Consider the following 24,289-nt stretch of genomic DNA (forward strand, 5'->3'; position numbering starts at 1 on the left):
CAGACCGCTGCAAGCCGTCGAACGGTGTAACTCGGGTACGATCACTCCGACGTCACGGTGTTCGGGAAGTCCGGTGAGAAACCGGCGCGGTACTCGCCACTGTGAGCAGGTCCGGCGGGACCGAGAAGTCAACGTCTTCAGCCACTGGGCAGCGCCCGGGAAGGTTGTTCCGCCGGTAGACCCTGTTGAGCCAGGAGACCGGCCGTGACCGACCCCCGAATAGGTTTTCCACGAGTAATGGAAGGCGGGCGTACTTTGCGTACCCGTTTCACAGTCGGCGCCTCGATCGCCGCGATGTCGTTGTTGTTGGCCGGCTGCACAAGCACGAACGGCGGTGACGAGACGACGTCGGGCGCGATCACCGTGCAGAACTGCGGCCGGACAGTGTCGTTGAGCGCCTCGGCGAAGGCCGCGATCACGTTGAACCAAGGAGCGACCGAGACCGCCCTGTCGATCGGTGCAGGTGAACAGCTGATAGGCACCGCATATCTCGACGACACGATCGCGCCGCAGTGGGAGCAGGCCTACAACAAGATTCCAGTGCTCGCGAAGGAGTTCCCGGACCGCGAGACCGTGATCACGCGTAAGCCCGATCTGCTCCTCGCGTCGTACGGCACGGCGTTCGACGAGAAGGCTCTCGGCAGCCAGGACGAGTTGGACGCTCTGGGCATCGCCACCTACGTGTCGCCGTTCGCGTGCAACGACAAGACCAAGCGTGCCGAGTCGTCGTGGGATGCGATCGCCGGCGAGACCTCCGACAACGGTGTGCTGTTCGGCCGCACGGATGAGGCAGACGCGGTCAACGAACGGATGCGTGACGAACTCGCGGCCGTCGAGGCGTCAGCGGCCGGGCGTGGCAAGTCGATCTTCTGGTACGACAGTGGAACCACCACGCCCTACGTCGGCGGTGGGAAGGGCGGCCCGCAGTTGATCATCGACGCGGTCGGCGCCCGAAACGTGTTCGCTGGCATCGACGGCAACTGGGCCGACGGGGATTGGGAGAGCGTCGTTCGGGCGGATCCGGACGTGATCGTGCTGGCCGACGCCTCGTGGGACACGGCACAGGCCAAGCGGACCTACCTGGAGAACGATCCGGTGTTGAAGAATCTGAAGGCAGTCAAGGCCGGGTCTTTCGTCGTGCTGCCGTTCTCGACGAGCACACCGGGACCCCGCCTCATCGACGGGGCGGTGACCGTGTCCGAACAGTTGGCGAAGCGCTGACCGTCACGAGATCGGCTTCGGCCTACCTCGGCTGGATGGTCGGTCTGACAGTTCTGCTCGTGGTGAGCATGGGCGTCGGGGTGTTCGCGGGTTCGGCCGACATCGGACTCGGCGAGGTGTATCGAGCCGTCGCGGGCCAGTTCGGGATCGGGTCGGGTGTTGATGCGAACACCGCCTACATCGTGGTGGATCTGCGTCTGCCCCGCGTGGTCGAGGGCGCGGTGGTGGGGGCCGGGCTGGCATTGTGCGGGGCCGTCCTGCAGTCGTTGACGGGCAACGTCCTCGCCGATCCGTACATTCTCGGACTCGCGTCCGGGGCGTCTGTGGGCGCCACGGCCGTCCTCACGCTCGGAACCACTGTCGCCGGGCTGGCAGGCGGTCCGGCGGTGTCGGTCGCGGCATTCGCTGGAGCGATGCTGGCGTTGCTCACCGTGTTCGCGATCGCGACCACTCGGACCGGCGCGTTGCTGCCGGGCCGGTTGATCCTGGCGGGTGTCGCCGTCGCCCAAGCCGGCGCGGCCCTCAGCGCGATCATGATTCTGCGGGCCGACACTGGAGCCGCGGATCGGGTCATGCGCTGGACACTCGGATCGCTGGCCGGTGCACGCTGGTCGACGATGCCGCTGCTCCTGACCGTGGTCCTGGTCGCCGCCGCGGTGATCGTGCTGGTGTCGAGAACCCTCGATGCGTTCGCATTCGGTGAGCGCAGTGCCACGTCGCTCGGTGTCAACGTCACCGCCACCAGGTGGCTGCTGTACTCGATCGTGTCGGTCTGCACCGCGGTGATGGTGGCGCACAGCGGGATCATCGGATTCGTCGGTTTGGTGGTGCCGCACGCGGCGCGGATGATCGTCGGGCCTCTGCACGTGCGGTTGCTGCCCGTGGTGCTGCTGGTCGGGGCGCTCCTGCTCGTCTGGGCGGACGTACTGGCCAGAACCGTCGTAGCGCACCAGGAGATCCCGGTGGGTCTGGTCACCGCCGTGATCGGCGTGCCTGCATTCGTGTGGCTGCTCCGGCGCAGAGGAGGCGCCGCGTGAACGAGCATCCTCCGGAGATCCGCGTGATCGATGCGAGTGTCCATGTGAAGTCGAAGGTTCTCCTTGACGGGGTCTCGTGCACTGCACCCTCCGGGGCGGTGACCGGTCTGATCGGGCCGAACGGGTCGGGCAAGACCACACTGCTCTCGCTGGTCGCCCGATGGCGCAGGCCGTCGTCGGGGACGGTCTGCATCGACGGGCAGCCGGTGGAGGAGTTCGGTCGCCGGGAGTACGCACGACGAGTCGCCGTCGTCGAGCAGCATGTGGCGACCGAACTCGACCTCACCGTGGAACAGGTGGTCGGGCTGGGCGCCATCCCGCACCGGACAGGCTGGGCGGTGCCCTCGAGCGTCGCCGACGTCGACGATCACCTCGCCGCGATGCGCATCAGCCACCTGCGTTCTCGCACCTGGCAGACGCTCTCCGGAGGAGAACGGCAACGGACGCAGGTCGCGCGGGCGCTCGCTCAACGTCCCGAGGTGCTTGTACTCGACGAACCGACCAACCACCTCGACCCGGCGGCCGCGTACGACCTGCTCGCCGGAGTCCGACAGAGTGGGCGCACCGCGCTCGTCGCACTTCATGATCTGTCGCTTGCGGCGGAGTTCTGCGACCGACTCGTGATCCTCGACCATGGTGCGCTGGTCGCCGAGGGCCCGCCGCACGAGGTCCTGACGAGTGAACTCCTCGCCGACGTGTACGGTCTCGACGCCGAGGTCGTCGCACACCCGCGCAGCGGAAGACCGCTCATCATCACCTGCGGCACCGTCGACGGGCCGAAACGGTGACGGCGGACTGGGTCGTCGTCACTGCACCCACCGACCGGGGCGGCGATCCGGCCGACGAGGTGGCCGCGGCGCTGGTACACGCCCGACGCCGATTCCCCGGAATCACTGTTCGCACCGCGGTCCTCGGAGGGCAGTCCACCGTCGTCGACGCTCTCGACGACGCGGCCGCCGCGGGTGCGACCACAGTGCTCGTCGTCAGCGGACAGACCGTGATCGACCGCAAGACCGACGCGTGGTTTCGGCGGGTGATCGGGCATTGGCTTCGGACGCGAACCGACCCACCGGACGTGCGCATCGGTCGACCGCTGTCGGAGGGCTCCGGCTACGCAGGGCTTCTAGTCGAGGCGATCGATCACGGCGGGACGCCCGCTCGTGCCACCACGGCGCCCTTGACCTCACCGGCGTGGCAGGAGGTTCCGGCGTTCAACCGGCACTTGCTGCTCTGTCGAGGTCCGAGGTGTTCGGCGCAGGGAAGCGGAGAGACCCAGCACGCGATCGCCGAGGCACTCGACGCGAGGGGGCTCGGTGACGACGACGTCCTCGTGACGCTGACCGGGTGCATGTTCCCGTGCAACCAGGCCCCTGTCGCGGTCGTGTATCCCGACGACACCTGGTACGCCGGGCTCACGTCCGATCGAGTGGATGAACTCGTCGACGAGCACCTCGTCGGCGGCGCACCGATCACTCGATGGTCCGCGCCGCGGCGTCGATAGGATCGAGACGTGGAAGGAAGCACAGCGGACGGCGGCGGCTCGTCCCATGGAGTCCGGCTCGTCGTGTGCGACATGGACGGCACACTTCTCGACGAGAACGGAGACGTCCCCGACGGATTCTGGCCGTTACTCGATGAGATGACGGCCAGGGGGATCGCCTTCGTCCCGGCCAGCGGCCGGCAGTACCAAAGCCTCGCAAGGCTCTTCGATGCAGTGCCGCACACGCTGTCGTACGTCGCCGAGAACGGCGGCGTGACGATGCACCGCGGTGAACTCCTGCACTCGACGACGATGGAACCCGACTTCGTCGCCAGCGTCGTCCACACCATCCGTGAGGCCAACGCCGGAGGCCGCGGCATCCGCGCGATCCTGTGTCGAGTGGCCGGCGCGATCGTCGAGTCGGACGACCCGGCGTTCGCCGTGCACGCTGCCGAGTACTGCGCGGAGCTCGCACTCGTCGACGATCTCGCCGCGCACCCCGAAGGCGTCGTGAAGATCGCGATCTACGACTTCGGGAATGCCGCGGCCACCGCGCGCGACGTGCTCGCGCCGCTCGGCGAACACCACAGCCTGGTCGTGTCGGGGGAGCACTGGATCGACATCACGGCGCAGGGCGTCAACAAGGCCGTCGGTGTGCGCAGTCTCCAGCGTGAACTCGGCGTGAGCGCAGAAGAGACCGTCGTGTTCGGCGACTACCTGAACGATCTCGAGATGCTCGGCGAGGCCGCCGGCTCGTATGCGATGGCCAACGCGCACCCGACGGTCGCCGCCGCCGCCCGCCACCGCGCGCCGTCCAACGTCGAGCACGGCGTCGTCACCGTGCTCACGGGCCTGCTGGGTAGAGTTCAGGCATGACCGACGACCTGGCAGCCCGGCTCCTCGAGGCGCAGGTCGAGTACCTGCGAGGCCAGCTGGCCGATCCGCAGGCGTTCACCGAACTGGCGCGCGAGGAGATCACGTCGTTCCTCGCCGACGCGTCGCACCTGACGCTGTCGCAAGCGGTGTCCCGCGACATGATCAAAGCAGTCGCCCACAAATACGCGATCGCATTCCCCGTCGAAGGCGCCATCCCCGAACTCGTCGGGCAGGTCGCGGCCCGGCTGTACGCGCATTCGCGGAACGACGACCTCCGACTCTCGGACATCATCGATCGCAAACACTTCGACGACCTCGCCACCGGCGTCGCCGACCTCGGCATCACCCGACGCCTCGTCGAGCGGATCCTGGACAGCCCGGCGACAGTCGACGCCGCCGTCGACGTGATGCACCGCGCCGTCGATTCGTCACGACTGCCCGAGAAGCTCGGGCGGTTGGTCGACGGGACGGTCGAGAACGTGACGCGTCGCGGCGCTCGATTCGTGTTGCAAGCGAACAAAGCCGACTCCGACGAACTCGTCGTCGCCACCATCCGCGATCTCTGGGCGGCGAATGCCGATCAGAGCATCGGCGAGATGAGCACTCTCGTCGAACCGGGAGACGTCGAAGACGTCGTCGTCCTGATCTTCGAGTTCTGGCGGACGTTCCGCGACACCGACTACTTCGCGGCGCTGCTGTCCGAAGGCGTCGACGAAGTGTTCGAGGCGTACGGCGACACGCCTCTCGACGAACTCCTCGCCGAACTGGGCGTGGGTTACGACGACCTCGTCGAAGAGGCGCTCCGCTTCGGCCCGCACGTGATCGCGCAGATCGACAGGCACGGATTCATCGAAGCGGCCCTTCGACGCAGGCTCGCGCCGTTCTACCGGTCGGAGGCGTTCACCGCGGCCGTGCGGTGAACGCCCCAGATCAGAGCACCTGCGACAGGAACGTCTGAAGGCGTTCGCTCTCGGCGGCGGTGAACAACTTCTCCGGCGTCCCGGTCTCGACGACTCGTCCCTCGTCCATGAACAGCACGTTGTCGGAGACGTCGCGGGCGTAGCCCATCTCGTGCGTGACGACGACCATCGTCATGCCCTCCTTCGACAGCTCCGCCATCAGCGACAGGACGCCCTTCACCAATTCGGGGTCCAGGGCGCTGGTGGCCTCGTCGAAGAACATGATCTGCGGCCGCATCGCCAGTGCACGTGCGATGGCGACACGCTGCTGCTGTCCACCGGAGAGAGTGGACGGCCGGACGTCGGCCTTGTGCTTGAGGCCGACGGCGTCCAACTGTTCGAGGGCGAGCGAGTACGCCTCGTCCTTGCCGAGCCCGCGCAGCTTCTGCGGCGCAAGGGCGACGTTCTGCGCCACCGTCTTGTGGGGGAACAGATTGAACTGCTGGAACACCATGCCGATGCGCCGTCGGAGCTCGTCCGGGTTGTCGCCGAGAACGGACCGGCCGTCGACGAGAATGTCGCCCTGCTGGGGTTCGTGGAGACGGTTCAGGACTCGCAGGAGGGTCGACTTGCCCGACCCTGACGGGCCGATCACAGTTGTCGTCGTACCGGCGTCGACCTGGATGTCGACGCCCCGCAGCACCTTGTTGTCACCGAACGCCAGGTGAAGGTCTTTGCCGGTCAGAGAGACCGCCGCCTCGGTAGCCGCGAGCGGAGTGGTGGATGTGCTCACGAGGAATCAGGCCTTTCCGACGCGCAGGCGCTTGTCGATGTAGTTGACCAGGTGCGTCAACGGGACTGTCAGGATCAGGTACAGCAGGCCCGCGGCGAGCAGAGGTGTCAGGTTGCCGCTTCCCGCGTTGAAGTCCTTGCCGACCGCGAACAAGTCGCGCTGCATCACCGTGAGTCCGAGGAAGTAGATCAGCGACGAGTCCTTGATCAGCACGATGAACTGGTTCATCAGGGCCGGAAGCACCCGCCGGACGCCCTGGGGAATGACCACGAGGTTCATCGACGAGCTGTAGGAGAAGCCGAGCGCGCGTGCCGCCTCCATCTGCCCGGCCTCGACACTCTGAATGCCGGACCGGAAGATCTCACCGATGTAGGCGGCGGCGAGCAGGCCGAGCGCGATCGAGCCGAGCCAGAACGGATTGCCGCCGGTGAGGTTCTGGACGACCGGACCGAATCCCAGACCCACCATGAGAATGACGACGACGGCGGGCAGACCGCGGAAGATGTCCGTGTAGACCCGGGCCGGCCAGCGCAGCCAGCGAGTCCGGGAGATGCCCGCGACGGCGAGCAGCATGCCGAGCACGGTGCCGATGATGCCGGATGTCAACGCGATCTTCAGGGTGTTCGGGAGGCCGGTCGTGAACAGGTCGGGAATCGCCTTGCGGAACGCCTCTCCGTTGAAGAACGTCTCGCCCAACTGCGCGAGCGTGCCCTTCGGGGCGACTTCCTGAGCCTGTTCCTTGTTGCCTTCGTTCGCCTTCGCGATGGCTTCGAAATCAGGCAGCTTCGGCGCGGGCGCGGCCTTCGACCCGGGCTTCCAGCCGGCGGGAAGAGTCCGCGGCGCCCAGTCCTGGTAGAGCTTGGCCCACGTGCCGTCGGCGATGATCGCGTCGAGGGCGCTGTTCAGCGCCTCCACCAGCTTCGGGTTGCCCTTGTTGACGGCCCAGGCGGTGAAGTTGTTGATGCTGAAGGTGTTCTCGAGGATGCCGATGCCGTCGGACGGCTGAACAGTGCCCTCGGCCTGCTGGCTCGGCGCGACCCACGCGTCGATCTGGCCCGACTTCAAGTTCGCGTACGCGGTCGCGTAGTCGGGGAACTTCACCGGGTTCAAATTCAGCGTGTTGACGACGTAGTCGTCCTGGACGGTGCCCTGCACCACGCCGATGCGGGTCGACGCGCTGAGGTCGCCGAAACCCTTGATCGGGCCCCCGACCTTGGCTGCGAGCGAGAAGTACCCGAAGTCGTAGCCGTTGGTGAAGGCCACCGTGTTCCGACGCTCGTCGGTCGTGGTGATCGACGACGAGCCGACATCGAACCGTCCTCCCGCGACCTGGGCGAGGAGGCCGGAGAACTCGGTGCCGACGAACTCGACCTGCAGGCCGAGCTTGTCGGCCATCGCACGGAGCATCTCGTTGTCCATGCCCGTGTACTGCTTGTCGTTGTTGACGCAGATGCTCGGCGGTGCGTCACCGAGAGTGCCGACGATGATCTTCCCGTTGTTGATCAGCCCGAGGTCCGACGTGTTGATCTGGTCGAGCGGGGTGACGTTCGCCGTTGTGAACTTGTCGGGTGCCTGAGCGCTCTTGGCGAGGTTCGTCGGTGCCGCGGACGCACTGTTCACACCGGGAGGCGCACACAGGCCGGCGTCGTCACCGTCGCTTGAATCGGACGAGGAACCGCAGGCGGTCAGAGCGCCGATCAGGAGCACCACGATCAGCAGTGGCAACCACAGGCGTCGAGACGGCGACGACGACAGGCGTCGTCGGGCCGAGGAGAGGACAGTCATGGTTCGTCAGAATAGCTGTCCTGTCGTCCGACCCGACGACTTAAAGTCAGAGTGAGGCGAAACCCCGAGTTTCAGATCACCCCTCGCGGATTGTCATGGACGCGATCTTGTCGCCTGCGACATCGAACACGAACGACGACAGGCCGTTGGCGTGAGAACTGCGCCAATCGGCGATGACCGTCACCGTGTTCTTATCGACGGCGGTGCTGGTGACGGTCATGGTGCCGTTCGCGCCGATGAACTCGACGTCGCTCCACGCCTTGATCGACGCGCGGTCGGGGAAGATCCGCCCCCAGTCGTCGACGAAGCCGTCGTCGGTGAAGGCGTCGAGCACGGCCGTCTCATCGTGTCTGTTCACCGCGTCGACGAACTCGGTGACGGTGGCAGGAATCTCGCTCGTCATGGTGTCTCCCTTCATCTGTGGGTGTCAGCGGGTCGTGTAGCCGCCGTTGGCGAAGATCGTCTGGCCGGTGATCCACCAGCCGTCGGTCGCGAGGAACTCCACGATCGGAGCGATGTCCTCGATTCTCGTCAACTCCCCGTTCATCGCCTGGGACTTGTGGAAGGCGACACGTTCGGGTGTCTCCTGACCGTAGAAGAACGGAGTGTCCATCGGGCCGGGACCGACCGCAGTGACCGAGATCCCGCGACCGCCGAACTCCTTCGCGGCGGCACGCGTGAAGTGTTCCACCGGACTCTTTCCGCCCGCGTATGTCGAATATCCGTCGGTGAAGGCGGCGAGCAGCGACGTGACGATGGTGATGATCTTTCCGCCGTCGTTCAGAGTGCGGCCGGCCTCCTTGATGAAGAAGTAGGCGGCCTTCGAGTTCACGTCGAACATCTCGTCGTACTCGGACTCGGACGTATCGGCGATCGGCTTGCGGAGGACCTTGCCCACGGTGTTCACGGCGACGTCGATCCGACCGAGGGCCGCTTTGGCGTCGTCGAACAGTCGGGTCACCGCACTCGGATCGGTGAGATCGCCGGTCAGCAGCACGCCGGTGCGTCCGGACGCTTCGATGGCGGCCAGCGTCGCTTCGGCCTCGGCCCGCGACGACTCGCTGTTGTAGTGGATCGCCACGTCGGCTCCGGCCGCGGCGGCCTGCCGACTGATCAGACCTCCGAGGTTCTTTCCTCCACCGGATACGAGTACGGCCTGTCCCTCGAGTGTTCGCTTCTGCATGGCAGCCTCCCTATAGCGTTGGTATGTATCAACATATCGTCGATACAGGACTACTGTAGCGGCATGACAGAGAATTCGCGAGGCGATACACGGGAACGGCTGCTGGACGCGGCAGCCGACCTCATCGCGTCGTCACCCGGTGAGGACTTCTCGCTGCGCGAGGTGTGCGATCGGGTGAGGGTGAGGATGCCGACCCTCTATCACTTCTTCGGCAACAAACAGGGCCTCGTGGACGCCGTGGTGGAGCGGGGATTCGACCTGTATCTGGCGGAGAAAGGGGCCGCCGAGCCGAGTGGGGACCCGATCCTCGACCTGCGTGACGGTTGGGATGCACACGTGAGGTTCGGTTTGGCCAACCCCGGCTTCTACACGTTGATGTACGGAAAGGTGCGGCCCGGATACGCGCCCGCGGCTCAGGCGAGGCCGACCGAACTCCTGCGCGGGATCACTGAGCGGGCAGCGGCGCAGGGGTTGCTCGTGGTCTCTGCTGAGCAGGCCGCGGCGCATGTGCTGGCCACCAATATCGGCGTCACGTTGCGGCAGATCATTCAGGGCCGACCCGATTCGGAGTTGTCTGCGGCGGTTCGGGATGCGGTACTCGCGGGCATCACCGGGGCCGGGACCGCGTCGACCGACGACCGGGACGCGGTGCTCCGAGTCGCGCGCCTCGCGTCAACGGATCCGTCGATTCTCGGAAGACCTGAGACCTCGCTCCTTGTGGAATGGCTGCATCGGCTCATCGCCGCGCAGGCTTGACCGTGAGTGGGTGAACAGAAGAACGCCTCGAACCAGGACTGGTTCGAGGCGTTCGTTCGTTACAGCGCAGTGTCAGTTGGCGGCTTCGTAGGCGGCGAGGACATCGGCGGGGATTCGGCCGCGATCGCTCACGGTGAAGCCGTTCGCATTCGCCCATTCTCGGATCACTCGGGTGTTCGCGGCCGGTCGTGCTGCAGCGGCGGTGCGGCGCTGGGGTCCACGGCTCACCGCGCGCGATGCCGCAACGTAGGTTGCGACGTGATCGCGGAATTCTTCGGCGTGGGCAGGGGAGGTGTCGAATTCGTAGTTCTTGCCGTCGATGCTCCAGCGGACGGTCTCGTACTCGTTATCGTCCAGTTCTGCGCCGTCGATGTCGTCGACGATCTTGATGACGGTCTTCTTTGCCATTGGTTTCCTCTCACCGCGAATTCAGGCTGCTATTCAGCGCCTACTCTACACACTTTCAGCGGGTCGGGACGACCGTCGAAGAGGAGGCAGACGGTGATTCGGATGATTGGTCGGTTACCCCGGTGAGTGATTCCGGCGCTCTATCCGCGGCGCGAATCGAGGTGAATCCGTCCGACGTCACCGAGAATCCGGAACCGGAACCGGATTCGACACAATAGAGACCTTCGGCATCGGACAGGCACGCAAAGCGATCGATGGTGATGGCAGATCCCGGAGCGATCGTCGGGGTGCGGTAGAGCACCGGATAGCGATTCGAACATCCTCCCTCGCTTACGCCTTCGCCGGAGAGGACAACCAGGTTTCGGTCCCATTTGCACGCCGCGTCTTCACCTGCAGGCGCCTGGAGGGGGCCTTCGACATCGTCGGAGAAACAGACGAGCGCATCGGCCCCATTGTTCCCGGTAGAACACCTGATGCTGCGATCCGATGAGGAGAAGTGATAACCCGACACGTCTTGACGTTCGCCGTCCTCAGTGGTCGCGCCCTCGTGGAAGTCTGAATTGCTCACTCGCGGAGCGCCTTTGATGACCCGCTCGTAACTCCACTCGGACGGCACCGTGTTGTCGTTCGATCGGGACGCCGCCGTCGCCGAGATCGACGCGGGTTTGGTCTCCGTCGACAGCTCGTCGGTGCTCGGGATGACGATCCGGTTCGGTCCGGCGTTCTCGCTGAGCAGGCTGCAGCCGGAGAGTGTGACGCTGAGCGCTCCGAAGAGGGCGACGCTGACGATCGCGCCGCGGGATCCGTACCCTTGCACTGTGGCGACTCCCAAAATCGTGTTGTTCTATGTGTTCGCGCCGCTGCCCGACCCGGAGGCCATCAGCCTGTGGCAGCACTCCGTGTGCTCCTCGCTCGGCCTGCGCGGCAGAATCATCGTGTCATCCCACGGCATCAACGCAACAGTGGGTGGCGACATCCGCGACGTCAAACGCTACGTGAAAGCGACCCGCGGGTACCCCGCGTTCAAGAACGCAGACATCAAATGGTCAGACGGAGTGGGGGACGACTTCCCTCGACTCTCGGTCAAGACGCGACCAGAGATCGTCACGTTCGGCGCCCCGGACGAGATCCGGGTGGATTCCGACGGGGTGATCGGAGGAGGCACGCATCTGTCGCCGGACGAACTCCACCAACTCGTCGCCGAGCGTGGCGACGAGGTGACATTTCTCGACGGTCGAAACACCATCGAAGCTCAGATCGGTCGATTCCGGGACGCGATCGTTCCCGACATCGACACCACTCGGGACTTCATTCCGCTCCTCGAGAGCGGCGCACTGGATCACCTGAAGAACAAGCCGGTGGTCACGTACTGCACCGGCGGTGTCCGTTGTGAGGTCCTCAGCGCCCTGATGGTGAACAGGGGATTCTCTCAGGTGTACCAACTCGACGGTGGAATAGTCCGATACGGCGAGCGGTTCGCAGACTCCGGGCTATGGGAAGGGTCGCTCTATGTCTTCGACAAGAGAATGACTGTCGATTTCGGTTCGCCCGCTGTGATCGGCAAGTGTGTCGAATGCGGCGAACCGACGTCGAATGTGGTGAATCACCCCGATCGCGACGGCCGGGACCTGGCGGTTCTGTGTGTCAGCTGCGCCACGTGACTGGTCGCAACGAGCGTCACATCCCGGTAGTCGTCCTCGCAGGATTCCTCGGCGCGGGTAAGACGACACTGCTCAATCATGTTCTGCGGAATGCGGGTGGTCGACGAATAGGCGTGCTCGTCAACGATTTCGGCTCGGTCGACATCGATTCTCTGCTCGTGTCGGGTGCGTCGGGTGGAACTGTCAGCCTCCCGGGGGGATGCATGTGCTGCACGACCGACGCCGAGGACCTCGGGGACGCGATCGCAGCTCTTTCGGCCGCCGAGGTCGGCCTCGACGCGATACTCATCGAGGCCAGCGGAATCGCCGAGCCGCCTGCACTCATCAGACTGGTGCTGGCAGCCCGGTCGGCCACGGCGTCGTACGGCGGACTCGTCTATGTGATCGACTCCGCGCAGTTCCTCTCGACGATTGCCGGACATCCGATGGTGGGCGGGCATGTCGCCGTCGCGGACCTGGTGGTTCTGAACAAGGCCGACCTGGTCGACGGCGACGAGATGGCACGCGTCCGCGACGTGGTCCGCGAAGTCAACTCGACGGCGTCGCTGATCAGCGTCAGCGATGCGTTGATCGATCCGGGCCTGCTCTTCGACGATGCTCCGGACCGCCCGATGGACGACGGCCCGCGGCAGCTCTCACTCGACGAACTGCTGCACGACGACCACCACGACCACTCGCATTTGCACGCCGAGTTCGAGTCGGTGTCGCTCGACCGAGTCGGTCCCGTCGACCCGCGCCGCCTTGCACGATTCCTCGAACGTCCGCCGGCCGGGGCGTACCGGATCAAGGGCACCGTTCTGGTCGACCTTCCCGGTCACGCCGACCAGGCCTACGTGATCCAAGCAGTCGGGGGCGTCGTCCGGGTCTCGCGGCAACCGTGGGGCGACCTTGGACCCGCGACGTCTCTCGTGGTGATCGGCTCAGGGCTCGACGTCGCATCGGCGGAGGCGGCCCTCGCCGGAGTGCTCGGTCGTGACGCCGACGACGAGCACGGCATTCTGCATCTCACGCGACACCTCGCCTGACTCCGCTGTCAGAAGATCGGCGAGTCCAGCCAGGCGGCCTCCACGCCGACCCAGCCCGCTGCGAGGTCGAGTGCATTGGTCACCCAGAGCGTGGCGAGGACGATGGCACAGGTCGCGATGCCGAGGGCCACTTGCGCGAGACGGTTGCCGTCGATGAAACGGCGATAGAACTCGGTCAGCCTGGACATGATCCAGTGGCGGAGACGGGCGGCCCATTCGAACTCCTGCGACAGGATCAGCAGGCCGAGGAACACGATCGCCCAACCGGGGCCGGGATACGGGATGGCCACCACGCCTGCCGCGGTGACGAGGATTCCCACGGTGATCGTCACATATCGAAGGACGAATCCATACCGATGATTGTGCCGAAGGTGCTGGTACCTGGTGCCGAGACGCGAGAACATGCCGGGCTTCTCACGCTTCTCGGATGAATCGAGTGGTCTGGTCACGGCACGTTAACGATTTCCGATCGCGAAGAGTTCCCGTTCGACAGCGACCCTCGACTACTGGTTCACTGTTACGCAAGTGATCAGTGTGACCACTGATGTGTCGTATGGAAGGAACCAGCGCCGATGAACGCTGTACGTGTTCGCCGCGGAGCAATCGCGGCAGCCTCGCTCGTCGCCTCGACGACCCTCGTGCTCGGTGTTGTCGCACCGAACTCCGATGCCGCGCCGAAGACTCCGACCGCCAAGGCGCTTACCGGCAAGACGATCTTCCTCGATCCCGGACATCAGGGCTCGGCGGCGGGCCACGACCTCGGCAAGCAGGTTCCCGACGGTCGCGGCGGCACGAAGGAGTGCCAGACGACCGGTGCCACGTCGGTCACGGGTAAGGCCGAGCACACCATCAACTGGGACGTCGCCCAGCTGGTGAAGGCGGCGCTGGAGAGCAAGGGCGCCCGCGTCGTCCTCAGCCGCAACGACGACACCGGTTGGGGCGGCTGCGTGGACGAACGCGCCGAGGCCGCCAGTCGGTCAGGCGCCGACGTCGCGGTCAGCCTGCACGCCGACTCGACCAGCACTGGAGCAGATGCGGGCAAGGCCGGCTTCCACATGATCGTGCCGACGCTGCCGATCCTCGACAAGGCCGTCGACTCGGTTCAGTCGGGTGAGGGACGCAAGGCGTCGAACACCATGCGTGACGCCTTCAAGAGCGCCGGATTCAGTCCGGCGAACTACGCCGGCGCAGTCGACGGCATTCAGACCCGCTCGGACATCGCCGCGGTCAACCTCACTCGTGTGCCCGCGGTGTTCGTCGAGATGGGCAACCTGTCCGACCCGGTGGAGGCCGCAGCTCTGGCGTCGCCGCAAGGCGCGGCGCGCTACGCCGTGGCCATCACCAACGGCATCACCTCGTACGTCGGAGGCAAGGGCGCCTCGGCCAACCCGACCGCGCCGGTTCCAGCGCCGGGGACCGACAACTCGAACACCGGAGTGACGCCCTCCGATCAGAAGGCTCCGGCCGACGACTCCGCATCCGGCGTCGACCTCGCGGGCCTCGCCGCCATCGGCCCGCTGATCGACCAGATCACCAAGGCCAAGAGTCCCCAGGAGGCACAGCGCATCCTGATGACGCAGGGCCAGGACGTGACCGCCGACGTCCTCAAAGCGATCCTCTCCGTCGTCTACGCGGTGTTCGGCGGCAAGCTCCCGATCTGATCGCCGCAGGCCGTGAGTAGGCTCAGTGGCATGGGTCTCAACCTGGGTCGACGCCTGACCGCTGTCCGCGAACTGTTCTGGGTCCGCACACCCGTTCCGTCGCTACGCGGACGGACGGTCCTCATCACCGGTGCAGCGAGCGGCATCGGACGGGCGACGGCGGTCGCCGCCGCCCGTGAGGGCGCCCGACTCGTGCTCACCGACCTCCAGGTCGACGCACTCGACGAGGTCGTCGCCGAGGTCGCCGGGCATGGCGGTGTGGTCGCGTACCACTCGGCGGGCGACGTCTCCGACTACGAATGGGTCGCGTCGTTCGCGCGCGCCGTCGACGCCGAAGTCGGGGTGATGGATGTCGTCATGAACGTCGCGGGCATCTCGGCGTGGGGGACCGTCGAGAACCTGCAGCATCGCCACTGGCGCAAGATCGTCGACGTCAACCTGATGGGCCCGATCCACGTGATCGAGTGCTTCGTGCCCCAGATGGTCCGGCGGGGGAGCGGCGGCCAGCTCGTCAACGTCTCGTCAGCGGCAGGTCTGCTCGCTCTGCCGTGGCACAGCGCCTACAGCGCGAGCAAATTCGGTATCCGCGGAGTCTCCGAAGTACTGCGATACGACCTGCGCAGGCACGGAATCGGTGTCTCGTTGGTCTGCCCGGGCGGCGTCGCCACACCGCTCGTCGGCACGGTGGAGATCGTCGGCCTCGATCGCAGCGACCCGCGAGTCGCCAAGCAGGTCGACGGATTCCACAAGATCGCGGTGACTCCGGAAAAGGCCGCTGCGGCGATCATCCGCGGGGTCACCAAGAACACGTACATGGTGTACACGTCCTTCGACGTCCGGTTCGGATACTGGTGGGCACGCAAGTTCGCGCTGCCGTACGAGGTTGCGATGCGGATCGCGAACAATCGCTTCGATCATCTCTCGCGCCTGTCGGGTGTCGGGCAGGTCGACTGACGTGTCGCTGCTCGTCGTCGCTGCGACGAAGGCCGAGGCCGCGCATGTTCCGGCGGGCATGGATGTCCTGATCACCGGCATCGGCAAGGTACGTGCCACGATCGCGTTGACGCGAGCCTTCGAACGCGGAAGCCACACGTCGGTCGTCAACATCGGGACGGCGGGTGCTCTGCACGATCACCACGCAGGCCTGTACCTGCCATCGGCTGTCGTCGAGCACGACATCAGCTCCGCCGAGCTCACCGCCATCGGCTACCCGATGACGGACCGGTGGGAGATCACTGGCGGGGATGGGACTGTTCTCGCGACCGGTGACACGTTTGTCACCGATGCGGCTCACCGGTCGGTGTTGGCGGCGCGAGCTGATCTGGTCGACATGGAAGGCGCGGCTCTCGCTCACGTCTGCGACGCTTACAACATTCCGCTGACCCTGGTGAAAGTTGTCAGCGACCAGGCGGACGACACGGCGATGGACTGGCCGAAGGCCGTCGAAGCGGCTGCTCGCGATCTCGCGCGGTGGCTGTGTTCGAACGTCTGAACTGTCCTGTTCAGTCGTCGAGCCCGGCCGCGAGGTCTTCGATCTGGCCGCGCTCACGCAGCTGCTGACCGGCCGTCCGACGCTGCGACGCAGGGATCTTCTGGGGCGTGGCCCGAGTGCGTTCGGCAGGTGAGGGTTCGGGTGCCGGGCGGCGGCGTTGCGGCTGCGGTGCCGGTTTAGCGGCGGCCTTGGCCGGGACTCTCTCGGAGGGCGCTGCCGAGCGGGGTGCGCGGCCGGGCTTCTGAGGTCGGGAGTCCGCCCTGGCCTTGGTGGTGCTGGTGCGGTCGGTGGTCGGCTTCCGCTTGGCGGGGGCGGGCTTGGCTGCCTTTCCGCCTGCGAGTCGCTTCTTGAGACCCTCCACACCGCCGAACGGCCGCTTGCTCTCGGGGCCTGTGAAGAACAGTCGCACAAGCACGACGAGCAGAGCCGCGACGAACGCGATGACCATCCACGGGAACGCGGTCGCGATCGGGAGGACCACCTTGAGAATGATCGTCTTCTTGTCGGTGCCGCCCTCATGCTGGCTGAACAGGGCCACGATGCCGACGATGAAAGCGATCAGCGGAGGCTGGACCGCGGCGGTGAACAATGCCCGCCGCCGGACGGCGAGCGCAGCGAGCACAACGCCGACGACCAGGAAGACCTTGAAGACTCGGCCCAGCGGAGGGGTCGAGTCCGCGCTGATGACGGCTCCGACCACAGTGAAGCCCGTTGCGAGGAGGACGGCACCCCACCAGGGCAGACCGCGGACCGACGGGATGACGGACTGCTGGTCTGCGGGCAGGGCCGAGCCTGCGAGCGATCGGGGAAACACACCTAGACGTTACCGGTTGTGCGTGCTCACCCACCTCATCCGAGCCCGTGAGTTTCCTGAAAACTATGTGCGCGGTGACACGGATCTCACCGTGGAGTCCACTGGTTTCAGTCGGGTCCGGTCAGACGTCGTCTGTCCGGTGGACACGGCGAGTGCCTCCAATTCCGACAACTTTCGAGCGGTGACGCCCAGCCGGGTGTCCACCGCGCCGATCGCCGAGTTGTAGCTCTCGACGGATCGTCGGAGAGCCGACCCGACCTTGTCGAGATGGCCGAGGACCTGGTCGATTCGCCGGTACAGTTCCCGACCGAGCGTCTGGATCTGCTCGGCGTCCTCGGCCATCGCGTGCTGACGCCAGCCGAGGGCGACGGTCCGCAGCAATGCGATGAGGGTGCCCGGTGTCGCGAGAACGATGTCACGGGCGAAGGCGTAGTCGAGCAACTCGGGATCGTGCTGCATCGCGGCGTCGAGCACGCCGTCGCCGGGAAGGAACAGTACGACGAACTCGGGGGAACTGGTCTGCGCGGACCAGTAGGCCTTCGCCGACAACGAGTTGATGTGAGCGCGGACTGCTTGGGCGTGGCGCACCGCCTTGTCGCGAGCAGCTTCGGGGGTGATGCCGGCCGATGTCGAATCGAGGAACGCCTGCAGCGGCACCTTGGCGTCGACGACGATGGTTCGTCCGCCCGCGAGGTGGACGACCATGTCCGGGCGGACCACCCGGTCGGCAGTCTGCCCGTGGACCTGCGTCGAGAAATCGCAGTGCCGCGACATCCCGGAGAGTTCGACGACCCGTTCGAGCTGGATCTCGCCCCACCTGCCGCGGATCTGCGGGGCCTGGAGAGCACCCGCGAGGCGCGCCGTCTGCTCGTGCAAGCGGTGCGACGTCAGTTGCATCCCACGAACCTGTTCGCTCAGGCCGGCGAACGCGTGGACCCGGTTGTGTTCGGATCGACGCAGTTCGTCGGACAACTGTCCGAGCGTGTCGCGCAGAGGCGCGACCATGTCGGCCGATGGTGCACCGACGTCTCGATGACCCGCCGCACCGCGTGCCCACCACCCGAGAAGTGCGCCGATGACGAGGCAGACGGGCCCGATGACGGCTGCTGTCGTAGTCATGCGGCCATCATGGACCCCGCCTCTGACAATTTCGTCGCCTTTGCAGGTCAGGCTGCTGCGGCGGCGACCTCGCGGTCGATCAGGGACTGCTTCACGTCCAGCCCGTAGCGGAAGCCGCCGAGTGCTCCGCCGATTCGGACCACCCGGTGGCACGGCACGAACAGTGCTGCGGCGTTTCGAGCACAGCACGATGCCGCGCCGCGGATCGCCGCCGGGTTGCCTGCGAGCTCGGCGAGTTCGGTGTAGGTGACCGGAGGACCCGCGGGCACCTGGCGGAGGGCGGCCCACGCCGCGGTGAGGAATGGGCCCGACATCTGGCGGACCCGGATGCGCGACGGGGCGTCGAGGTCTCCCGCGTAGTACGCCTCGACGGCTGCGATCACCTCGCGCCCGTCGCGGTCCTCCAATGCGTCGCCGCGCAACGACGGCGCGACGAGGTTGTGCAGGTATGCGGGGTCGTCGGTCCATCCGGATGCGTACACCACGCCGTCCTCGTCGAAGATCGCAGTGAAACGTCCGTCCGGGGTGTCTACGCCGGCCCAGCCGAGCGTCCGAGAGGTGGTCGTCATGGGAGTTCTCCTTGTGGTTCGTCGATCAAGTGAGCGAGCTGTCTGCGCCACAGGTGCATCGACGCGTACGACCGCCAGGGGCGCCATGCTCCGGTGATCTCCGGGGCCGCACCGAGTTCGGCGAGAGCCCGATCGATCACCAGGTCGGATCGGGTGAGGACGTCCGGATCGCCCGTCACTCGCATGATCACCTGGTCGGCGGTCCAGTCGCCGACGCCGCTCAGGCGCAGCAGGTCCGCTCGTAAGTTGGACGCATCGGCCCCCGCATGAAGTTCCATGTGTTGTCCACAGGCGTGCGCGGCCGCGGTGATAGCCGCGATCGAGCGGGCGGGTCCGGTCAGGACCCGCGGGCCGTCGGCGGCGATCGCTTCGGCGGCGGGGAAGAGGTGGGTCAGATGTTCGTCGTCCCACGGGAGCGGTTCGCCGAGTGCCGCCACCAGGGCTCCGATCCGAGTGCGTGCGGCTTTGACGCTCACCTGCTGGCCCATCATCACACGTATCAGCGTCTCCGGGCCGTCGACGCTTCCGGGAATTCGGATGCCGGGATTCGCGGCGATGAGCGGACCGAGCATCGGGTCGGCGCCGAGCATGCGGTCGACGGCGACCGGGTCGGCGTCGAGATCGCAGAGCCTGCGGATGCGGTTGACCGCGGCTCCGAGATCGCGCATGTCGAGATGATCGAAGCGGACCGCGATGTGGTCGTCGTGAAACGTGAGCCGCACCGCTGCCGGACCGTGCGGAAGTGACAGGCTGCGGCGGTACGTGGTTCCGTCCCAATGCTCCAGGCCCGGCACTGCGTGCGATGCGAGCCCGTACTGAGTCCAGGCGGCGTCGTACGGCTTGCGGAACGGGAGTTTGAGGGAGATCCCGTCGCCTGCCGTCGACCTCCGTGGCGATCCGTTCTTGACGGAGGCACGAAGGGCTGTCGGTGTGGCTGCGTACATCTCACGAATCGTGTCGTTGAATTGTCGAACACTTGAGAATCCCGCAGCGAAGGCGACGTCGGTGATCGACATGTCGGTACCGGTCAGGAGGATGCGCGCCGACGTCGCTCGGTGTGTGCGCGCCAGCGCCACCGTGCCCGCGCCGAGTTCGGCGGTCAAGACCCGACTGAGGTGGCGTTCGGTGTAGCCGAGAGCAGTGGCTAGCCCACCGACTCCGGCGCGGTCGACCACACCGTCTGCGATCAGCCGCATCGCCCGGGCTGCGAGGTCTGCGTCGGTGTTCCACAGCGGTGAGCCGGGAGTCGCGTCCGGCAGGCAACGCCGGCATGCGCGAAACCCCCGCACGGCCGCGGCCGCCGCCGTCAGGACGAAGTCGACGTTCTCGGGCTTGGGGGTCCGCGCCGGGCACGACGGCCGGCAGTAGATGCCGGTGGTGTGCACCACGGTCACGAATTGACCGTCGAACCGGGTGTCCCGGGCGGCGAGCGCGCGGTAACACCTGTCGAAGTCGAGCCGCGGCGGTCGGGGTGTTGTGCTGATCACCACTCCACGATGCCGGTGCGACGAGGACCGTGTCTAGCGGAAAACAGACATGACGGTGCGCCGCCCGGCTTTTGTCGGGGGTCTGTGTGACGATGTGGGCGTGACCGAGCAGAACGAGCCAGCTGACCAGGCCGGAACCCCTGCGGCCGACGATCTGAGAGAGGGTCGGCACCCGACACGCGGTCGGGTGTTCCTGGCCGGGCTGAGGTCGACGGCGACGGTCTGCCTGCAGATGCTCCTCGTCCTCGCGTTCCTCTACGCGTTGATGGTGCTGCTCGCGAAGTTCTGGGTGGTCCTGCTGCCGGTGATTCTCGCGATCGTCGTGTCGACAGTGCTGTGGCCTCCCGTTCGCTGGTTGCGCGGCAAAGGCGTGCCGGCGGCAGCGGCGACGGTTCTTGTGGTCCTGCTCGGGCTGGGTGTGGTCGCGGGCGTTATCGGACTCATCGTCCCGTCGATCGTCGATCAGGCCCCGGAGCTCGCGAACTCCGCCGTCGACGGCGTGAAGAAGGTTCAGGACTGGGCGCAGGGCCCGCCGCTGAACGTCGGCGACGAGCAGATCTCGTCGATGGTCGACGAGATCACCGACAAGCTGCAGAAGAGTGCGTCGACGATCGCGTCGGGTGTCTTCAACGGTGTCGGCGTCGCGACCTCTGCCCTTGTCACGCTGTTCACGACGGCCGTGCTCGTGTTCTTCTTCCTCAAGGACGGGCCACGCTTCATCCCGTGGCTCAATCGGACCATGGGCGTCAAGCACGGCGCCTCGCACATCGGCGAGGTGCTGATGCGCATGTGGAACACCCTCGGCGGCTTCATTCGCACGCAGGCGATCGTGAGCTTCGTCGATGCCGCGTTGATCGGCATCGGTCTTCTCGTGCTGAACGTCCCCCTGGCCGGCGTGTTGATCGTCATCACGTTCATCGGCGGTTTCATCCCGATCGTCGGTGCGTTCGTTGCGGGCGCCCTCGCCGTGCTCATCGCGCTCGTCTCGGTCGGTTTGACGAAGGCGTTGATCGTGCTCGCGATCATCCTCGTGGTGCAGCAGCTGGAGGGCAACGTCCTCCAGCCGTGGCTGCAGGCGAAGTCGATGGACCTCCACGCGGTGATCGTGCTGCTCGCGGTGACGCTCGGTGGATCGCTGTACGGCATCACCGGAGCCTTCCTCGCGGTGCCCGCTGCGTCGTGCCTCGCAGTCGCGTTGCGGTACATCTTGGAGCAGGTGGGGAAGGCCGCGGGTGAACAGATAGCCGAGGAAGACGCCGAGGCGGCGGCGAAGGCCGCCGAGCGCCAGATAGACTGACCTCCCGTGAGTCTTACCCTCGGAATCGTCGGCCTGCCCAACGTCGGAAAGTCGACCCTCTTCAACGCGTTGACGCGTAATGACGTGCTGGCCGCGAACTACCCGTTCGCGACCATCGAACCCAACGTCGGCGTGGTCGAACTGCCCGACGCCCGCTTGACGCGGCTGTCGGAGATCTTCGGCAGCGAGCGAATCCTTCCTGCGACGGTGTCGTTCGTCGACATCGCGGGCATCGTGAAGGGCGCCTCGGTCGGTGAGGGCATGGGCAATCAGTTCCTCGCCAACATCCGCGAGGCGGACGCGATCTGCCAGGTGGTCCGCGTGTTCTCCGACGACGACGTCGTGCACGTCGACGGCCGCGTCGATCCGTTCGCCGACATCGAGGTGATCGAGACCGAGCTGATCCTCGCCGACATGCAGACACTCGAGAAGGCGCTGCCGCGTCTGGAGAAGGATGCACGCAAGAACAAGGATCTCGCCGTCCTGCTCGATGCCGCGAAGAAGGCCGAAGGCTACCTGAACGACGGCAAGACGCTGTTCTCGGTGAAGGGCGAGTTCGACCTGTCGTCGGTCCGTGAGCTGCACCTGCTGACCGCGAAGCCGTTCCTGTACGTCTTCAACGCCGACGAGGGTGTGCTGACCGACGACGCGCGAAAGGGCGAGCTCCGTGCGGCCGTCGCTCCCGCCGACGCCGTCTTCCTCGACGCGAAGGTCGAGAGTGAGCTCCTCGAACTGGACGAGGACGACGCCAAGGAACTTCTGGAGTCGATCGGTCAGGACGAGGCAGGCCTGCACCAGCTCGCGCGCGCAGGCTTCCACACCCTCGGCCTGCAGACCTACCTGACGGCAGGCCCCAAGGAAGCTCGCGCGTGGACGATCCGCCAGGGCGACACTGCTCCCAAGGCGGCAGGCGTGATCCACACCGACTTCGAGAAGGGCTTCATCAAGGCGGAGATCGTCTCCTTCGACGACCTCGACACCTACGGTTCGATGAACGACGCCAAGGCCGCGGGCAAGGTCCGAATGGAAGGCAAGGACTACGTCATGGCCGACGGCGACGTGGTCGAGTTCCGGTTCAACGTGTAGGCGTCCTCGTACCGTCGGCTTCGAGAGGTCGCCTGTAGGGGGTAGAGGGCGAACCTGTATACGCCGACGGATCCTCGGCATGGTGGATGTCGACGGCGAGAGCGCCGTCCGCGCTCTACGTCAAGGAGACTTCGTGTCCGAGCCAGACTTGGTCGAGACCATCATCGTCGGCGGTTCTCTCGCCGGACTGACCACCGCGATCGCCCTCGCAGCGCGTGAGCGGCCGGTGACGGTCCTCGAACGGACTCGGGGACGCACCCAGCGCGGGGTGGCGATCGGCTTGGGTCGCACCGACCTCGACGCCGCGGTGGGGACTGAGCTGTCGACGCGGGTCATCGAGCATCTGGGTGAAGACTCGCTGCGGCAGGGCCCGTACCCGCACCCGTGGTGGAACGTCTATACCGCGCTTCGCGCTACCGCCGAAGAACTCCCCGACATCACCCTCATAGACGGTGCTCACGTGATCGAGGTCGGTGAGGACAACGAGTCGGCGTGGGCGATCACAGATGACGGACGGCGGTTCGCCGCGCGAGTCCTGATCGGCGCCGACGGCTACCGCAGCGTAGTCCGACGGCACGTCGCCGCTCATCATCCATACGCGAACTACGCAGGCTACATCGTGTGGCTCGGCCAGTCAGACTTCCCGCCCGAGGTGAACGGCAAGGATTACCGTGTCGACTTCGAATCCGGCGGACCCGAACTGCTCGCGCTGTACCCGATGGTGCAGGGGGACGGAACCATCCCGCGGTACGGATGGGCGTGGTTCGACACCAGCCACAACGACCTGCTCCGTGAGATCGGCGCGATCGACGGCGACGAGGTCCTGCACACGCCACGCACCACGGCCATTCCCGACGAGGTGTACGAGACGATGCAACGTCGCGCCCGCAAGGGTCGGAGCCGTGGCGAAGCGGCCTCACCAAGGCGTTCGGCGACCACGATGTGATCGCCACACCCATCACCGAGTACGTCGCCGACGCGGCGGCGATCGGTGACGCGATCGGCGGTCCCCTCGGGGAGCCCGCCGCAGCGCTGGCCGGCAACGATCGTGACGCGGTGCATGTCGCCCTTCGTCGCTACGAGGCACAGCGTCTGCAGCCGATGCGTCGAAAGGTCCAGGGTGGCATGTCGTTCGCGAGCATGCTCGGCTGAGCCGTTCAGGCCGACCAGCCTGAACGCGCGGCGAGTGTCAGGCGGACACGAGTCCGGTCTGCCCGCTTGAACGCACGAACTGACCAGGGTTCAGGTCGCTAGCATCGCGGTATGGATCAGAATCTCGTGACGTGGCTACAGATCCCAGCCGACGACGTCGAGGGTGTGTGGGAGTTCTATGGTCGCGTGTTCGGTTGGTCGCCGGAGACGGCGTACGCGAACGAGCCGCGGCCTGGAGCGATTTACGGAGAGGTAGTCCCACGCAGTGAGGACCTTCGCGAACCGCGTCCGGTGATCAGGGTCTCGGACATCGACGGCACATTGACGCAGGTGGAGGCCGCAGGTGGCGCGGTCATTGCGAGGAGAGTGGAGATACCCGAGATCGCGATGGCATTCGCGGTGTTCGCCGATCCGGCGGGCAACCGAATCAACGTCGTTGGCGACGTCTGAGCCGAGCCTCATAGGGACATCGCTGGGGAGCAGATTGC

At 66.1% G+C, this 24,289-nt stretch carries 28 protein-coding genes and 1 riboswitch; of the genes, 17 read left to right on the forward strand and 11 right to left on the reverse strand.

Annotation, left to right across the window (positions count from 1 at the left end; genetic code table 11):
* Nucleotides 1-21: 21 nt before the first annotated feature.
* Nucleotides 22-221: riboswitch (cobalamin riboswitch) on the forward strand.
* Nucleotides 222-255: 34 nt separating this feature from the next.
* Genes WFK36_RS03460 through WFK36_RS03485 form a run of 6 tightly spaced genes read left to right on the forward strand, consistent with a single transcriptional unit; the run spans nt 256 to nt 5,534 of the window.
* Nucleotides 256-1,221 (forward strand): ABC transporter substrate-binding protein, encoded by a 966-nt coding sequence (locus WFK36_RS03460; RefSeq protein ID WP_336789693.1) that lies wholly within the window; start codon nt 256-258, stop codon nt 1,219-1,221.
* A gap of 35 nt (nt 1,222-1,256) precedes the next feature.
* Nucleotides 1,257-2,258, forward strand: coding sequence for a FecCD family ABC transporter permease (locus tag WFK36_RS03465; RefSeq protein WP_336789695.1), 1,002 nt, complete (start codon nt 1,257-1,259; stop codon nt 2,256-2,258).
* Nucleotides 2,255-3,046, forward strand: a complete 792-nt coding sequence (locus WFK36_RS03470) for an ABC transporter ATP-binding protein (protein WP_336789697.1) — start codon at nt 2,255-2,257, stop codon at nt 3,044-3,046. Before WFK36_RS03465 ends, WFK36_RS03470 begins: the two co-directional genes overlap by 4 nt.
* A complete protein-coding gene (locus WFK36_RS03475) occupies nt 3,043-3,759 on the forward strand; it encodes a (2Fe-2S) ferredoxin domain-containing protein (RefSeq protein WP_336789699.1) in 717 nt (238 codons plus the stop codon). The genes WFK36_RS03470 and WFK36_RS03475 overlap by 4 nt, the downstream gene beginning before the upstream one ends.
* 9 nt (nt 3,760-3,768) lie before the next feature.
* The gene (locus WFK36_RS03480) at nt 3,769-4,614 is read left to right on the forward strand and encodes a Cof-type HAD-IIB family hydrolase (protein ID WP_336789701.1); all 846 of its coding nucleotides are present in this window, start codon (nt 3,769-3,771) and stop codon (nt 4,612-4,614) included.
* Nucleotides 4,611-5,534 (forward strand): hypothetical protein, encoded by a 924-nt coding sequence (locus WFK36_RS03485; RefSeq protein ID WP_336789703.1) that lies wholly within the window; start codon nt 4,611-4,613, stop codon nt 5,532-5,534. The genes WFK36_RS03480 and WFK36_RS03485 overlap by 4 nt, the downstream gene beginning before the upstream one ends.
* A 10-nt stretch (nt 5,535-5,544) precedes the next feature.
* Here WFK36_RS03485 and WFK36_RS03490 read toward each other — a convergent pair whose 3' ends face one another.
* The 4 genes from WFK36_RS03490 to WFK36_RS03505 form a co-directional block, all read right to left on the reverse strand.
* On the reverse strand, nt 5,545-6,306 hold the full coding sequence (locus WFK36_RS03490) for an amino acid ABC transporter ATP-binding protein (RefSeq protein ID WP_336789705.1): 762 nt from the start codon (nt 6,304-6,306) through the stop codon (nt 5,545-5,547).
* A gap of 6 nt (nt 6,307-6,312) precedes the next feature.
* Nucleotides 6,313-8,091, reverse strand: coding sequence for an ABC transporter substrate-binding protein/permease (locus tag WFK36_RS03495; protein WP_336789707.1), 1,779 nt, complete (start codon nt 8,089-8,091; stop codon nt 6,313-6,315).
* 76 nt (nt 8,092-8,167) lie between these two features.
* A complete protein-coding gene (locus tag WFK36_RS03500) occupies nt 8,168-8,494 on the reverse strand; it encodes a nuclear transport factor 2 family protein (protein ID WP_336789709.1) in 327 nt (108 codons plus the stop codon).
* Between the two features lie 24 nt (nt 8,495-8,518).
* A complete protein-coding gene (locus WFK36_RS03505) occupies nt 8,519-9,274 on the reverse strand; it encodes an SDR family oxidoreductase (RefSeq protein ID WP_336789712.1) in 756 nt (251 codons plus the stop codon).
* Nucleotides 9,275-9,337: 63 nt separating this feature from the next.
* Between WFK36_RS03505 and WFK36_RS03510 the strand changes: the two genes are divergently transcribed.
* Nucleotides 9,338-10,030, forward strand: coding sequence for a TetR/AcrR family transcriptional regulator (locus tag WFK36_RS03510; RefSeq protein WP_336789714.1), 693 nt, complete (start codon nt 9,338-9,340; stop codon nt 10,028-10,030).
* 72 nt (nt 10,031-10,102) lie between these two features.
* On the opposite strand, the gene WFK36_RS03515 is transcribed toward WFK36_RS03510, so the two are convergent.
* A complete protein-coding gene (locus WFK36_RS03515; protein ID WP_008375698.1) occupies nt 10,103-10,438 on the reverse strand; it encodes a histone-like nucleoid-structuring protein Lsr2 in 336 nt (111 codons plus the stop codon).
* 55 nt (nt 10,439-10,493) lie between these two features.
* Nucleotides 10,494-11,255 carry a hypothetical protein gene (locus WFK36_RS03520; RefSeq protein WP_336789716.1) on the reverse strand — a complete coding sequence of 254 codons (762 nt, stop codon included), beginning with the start codon at nt 11,253-11,255 and terminating at the stop codon, nt 10,494-10,496.
* 1 nt (nt 11,256) lies between these two features.
* Between WFK36_RS03520 and trhO the strand changes: the two genes are divergently transcribed.
* Entirely contained in the window at nt 11,257-12,099 is an 843-nt protein-coding gene (gene trhO, locus WFK36_RS03525; RefSeq protein ID WP_336789718.1) for an oxygen-dependent tRNA uridine(34) hydroxylase TrhO, read from the forward strand.
* A complete protein-coding gene (locus WFK36_RS03530; RefSeq protein ID WP_336789720.1) occupies nt 12,096-13,124 on the forward strand; it encodes a CobW family GTP-binding protein in 1,029 nt (342 codons plus the stop codon). Before trhO ends, WFK36_RS03530 begins: the two co-directional genes overlap by 4 nt.
* Before the next feature lie 8 nt (nt 13,125-13,132).
* On the opposite strand, the gene WFK36_RS03535 is transcribed toward WFK36_RS03530, so the two are convergent.
* On the reverse strand, nt 13,133-13,573 hold the full coding sequence (locus WFK36_RS03535; protein ID WP_336789722.1) for a TIGR02611 family protein: 441 nt from the start codon (nt 13,571-13,573) through the stop codon (nt 13,133-13,135).
* A gap of 123 nt (nt 13,574-13,696) precedes the next feature.
* On the opposite strand from WFK36_RS03535, the gene WFK36_RS03540 reads away from it, so the two are divergent.
* Genes WFK36_RS03540 through WFK36_RS03550 form a run of 3 tightly spaced genes read left to right on the forward strand, consistent with a single transcriptional unit; the run spans nt 13,697 to nt 16,277 of the window.
* Nucleotides 13,697-14,785: an N-acetylmuramoyl-L-alanine amidase gene (locus tag WFK36_RS03540; RefSeq protein ID WP_336789724.1), complete on the forward strand. Its 1,089-nt coding sequence runs from the start codon at nt 13,697-13,699 to the stop codon at nt 14,783-14,785.
* Between the two features lie 30 nt (nt 14,786-14,815).
* Complete coding sequence (locus WFK36_RS03545) at nt 14,816-15,739, forward strand: SDR family oxidoreductase (RefSeq protein WP_336789726.1); 924 nt, start codon at nt 14,816-14,818, stop codon at nt 15,737-15,739.
* A 1-nt stretch (nt 15,740) separates the two neighbouring features.
* Nucleotides 15,741-16,277, forward strand: a complete 537-nt coding sequence (locus tag WFK36_RS03550) for a nucleosidase (RefSeq protein WP_336789728.1) — start codon at nt 15,741-15,743, stop codon at nt 16,275-16,277.
* A gap of 10 nt (nt 16,278-16,287) precedes the next feature.
* On the opposite strand, the gene WFK36_RS03555 is transcribed toward WFK36_RS03550, so the two are convergent.
* From WFK36_RS03555 to WFK36_RS03570, 4 genes are all read right to left on the reverse strand, one after another.
* Nucleotides 16,288-17,091: a DUF6542 domain-containing protein gene (locus WFK36_RS03555; RefSeq protein WP_336789730.1), complete on the reverse strand. Its 804-nt coding sequence runs from the start codon at nt 17,089-17,091 to the stop codon at nt 16,288-16,290.
* 63 nt (nt 17,092-17,154) lie between these two features.
* The gene (locus WFK36_RS03560) at nt 17,155-18,210 is read right to left on the reverse strand and encodes a DNA recombination protein RmuC (RefSeq protein ID WP_336789732.1); all 1,056 of its coding nucleotides are present in this window, start codon (nt 18,208-18,210) and stop codon (nt 17,155-17,157) included.
* 47 nt (nt 18,211-18,257) lie between these two features.
* Nucleotides 18,258-18,779: a methylated-DNA--[protein]-cysteine S-methyltransferase gene (locus WFK36_RS03565; protein ID WP_336789734.1), complete on the reverse strand. Its 522-nt coding sequence runs from the start codon at nt 18,777-18,779 to the stop codon at nt 18,258-18,260.
* Nucleotides 18,776-20,266, reverse strand: a complete 1,491-nt coding sequence (locus WFK36_RS03570; RefSeq protein ID WP_336789736.1) for an AlkA N-terminal domain-containing protein — start codon at nt 20,264-20,266, stop codon at nt 18,776-18,778. Before WFK36_RS03570 ends, WFK36_RS03565 begins: the two co-directional genes overlap by 4 nt.
* 49 nt (nt 20,267-20,315) lie before the next feature.
* Between WFK36_RS03570 and WFK36_RS03575 the strand changes: the two genes are divergently transcribed.
* The 5 genes from WFK36_RS03575 (at nt 20,316) to WFK36_RS03595 (ending at nt 24,251) form a co-directional block, all read left to right on the forward strand.
* Nucleotides 20,316-21,563 (forward strand): AI-2E family transporter, encoded by a 1,248-nt coding sequence (locus WFK36_RS03575; RefSeq protein WP_336789738.1) that lies wholly within the window; start codon nt 20,316-20,318, stop codon nt 21,561-21,563.
* 6 nt (nt 21,564-21,569) lie between these two features.
* A complete protein-coding gene (gene ychF, locus WFK36_RS03580) occupies nt 21,570-22,649 on the forward strand; it encodes a redox-regulated ATPase YchF (protein WP_336789740.1) in 1,080 nt (359 codons plus the stop codon).
* Nucleotides 22,650-22,782: 133 nt separating this feature from the next.
* Nucleotides 22,783-23,595 (forward strand): Rossmann-fold NAD(P)-binding domain-containing protein, encoded by an 813-nt coding sequence (locus WFK36_RS03585; RefSeq protein WP_336789742.1) that lies wholly within the window; start codon nt 22,783-22,785, stop codon nt 23,593-23,595.
* Nucleotides 23,592-23,801 (forward strand): hypothetical protein, encoded by a 210-nt coding sequence (locus tag WFK36_RS03590; protein WP_336789744.1) that lies wholly within the window; start codon nt 23,592-23,594, stop codon nt 23,799-23,801. The genes WFK36_RS03585 and WFK36_RS03590 overlap by 4 nt, the downstream gene beginning before the upstream one ends.
* A gap of 111 nt (nt 23,802-23,912) precedes the next feature.
* Nucleotides 23,913-24,251 carry a VOC family protein gene (locus tag WFK36_RS03595; protein WP_336789746.1) on the forward strand — a complete coding sequence of 113 codons (339 nt, stop codon included), beginning with the start codon at nt 23,913-23,915 and terminating at the stop codon, nt 24,249-24,251.
* The last annotated feature ends 38 nt before the right edge of the window (nt 24,252-24,289 follow it).

This window comes from Gordonia malaquae, assembly GCF_037148075.1.
Classification (GTDB): domain Bacteria; phylum Actinomycetota; class Actinomycetes; order Mycobacteriales; family Mycobacteriaceae; genus Gordonia; species Gordonia malaquae.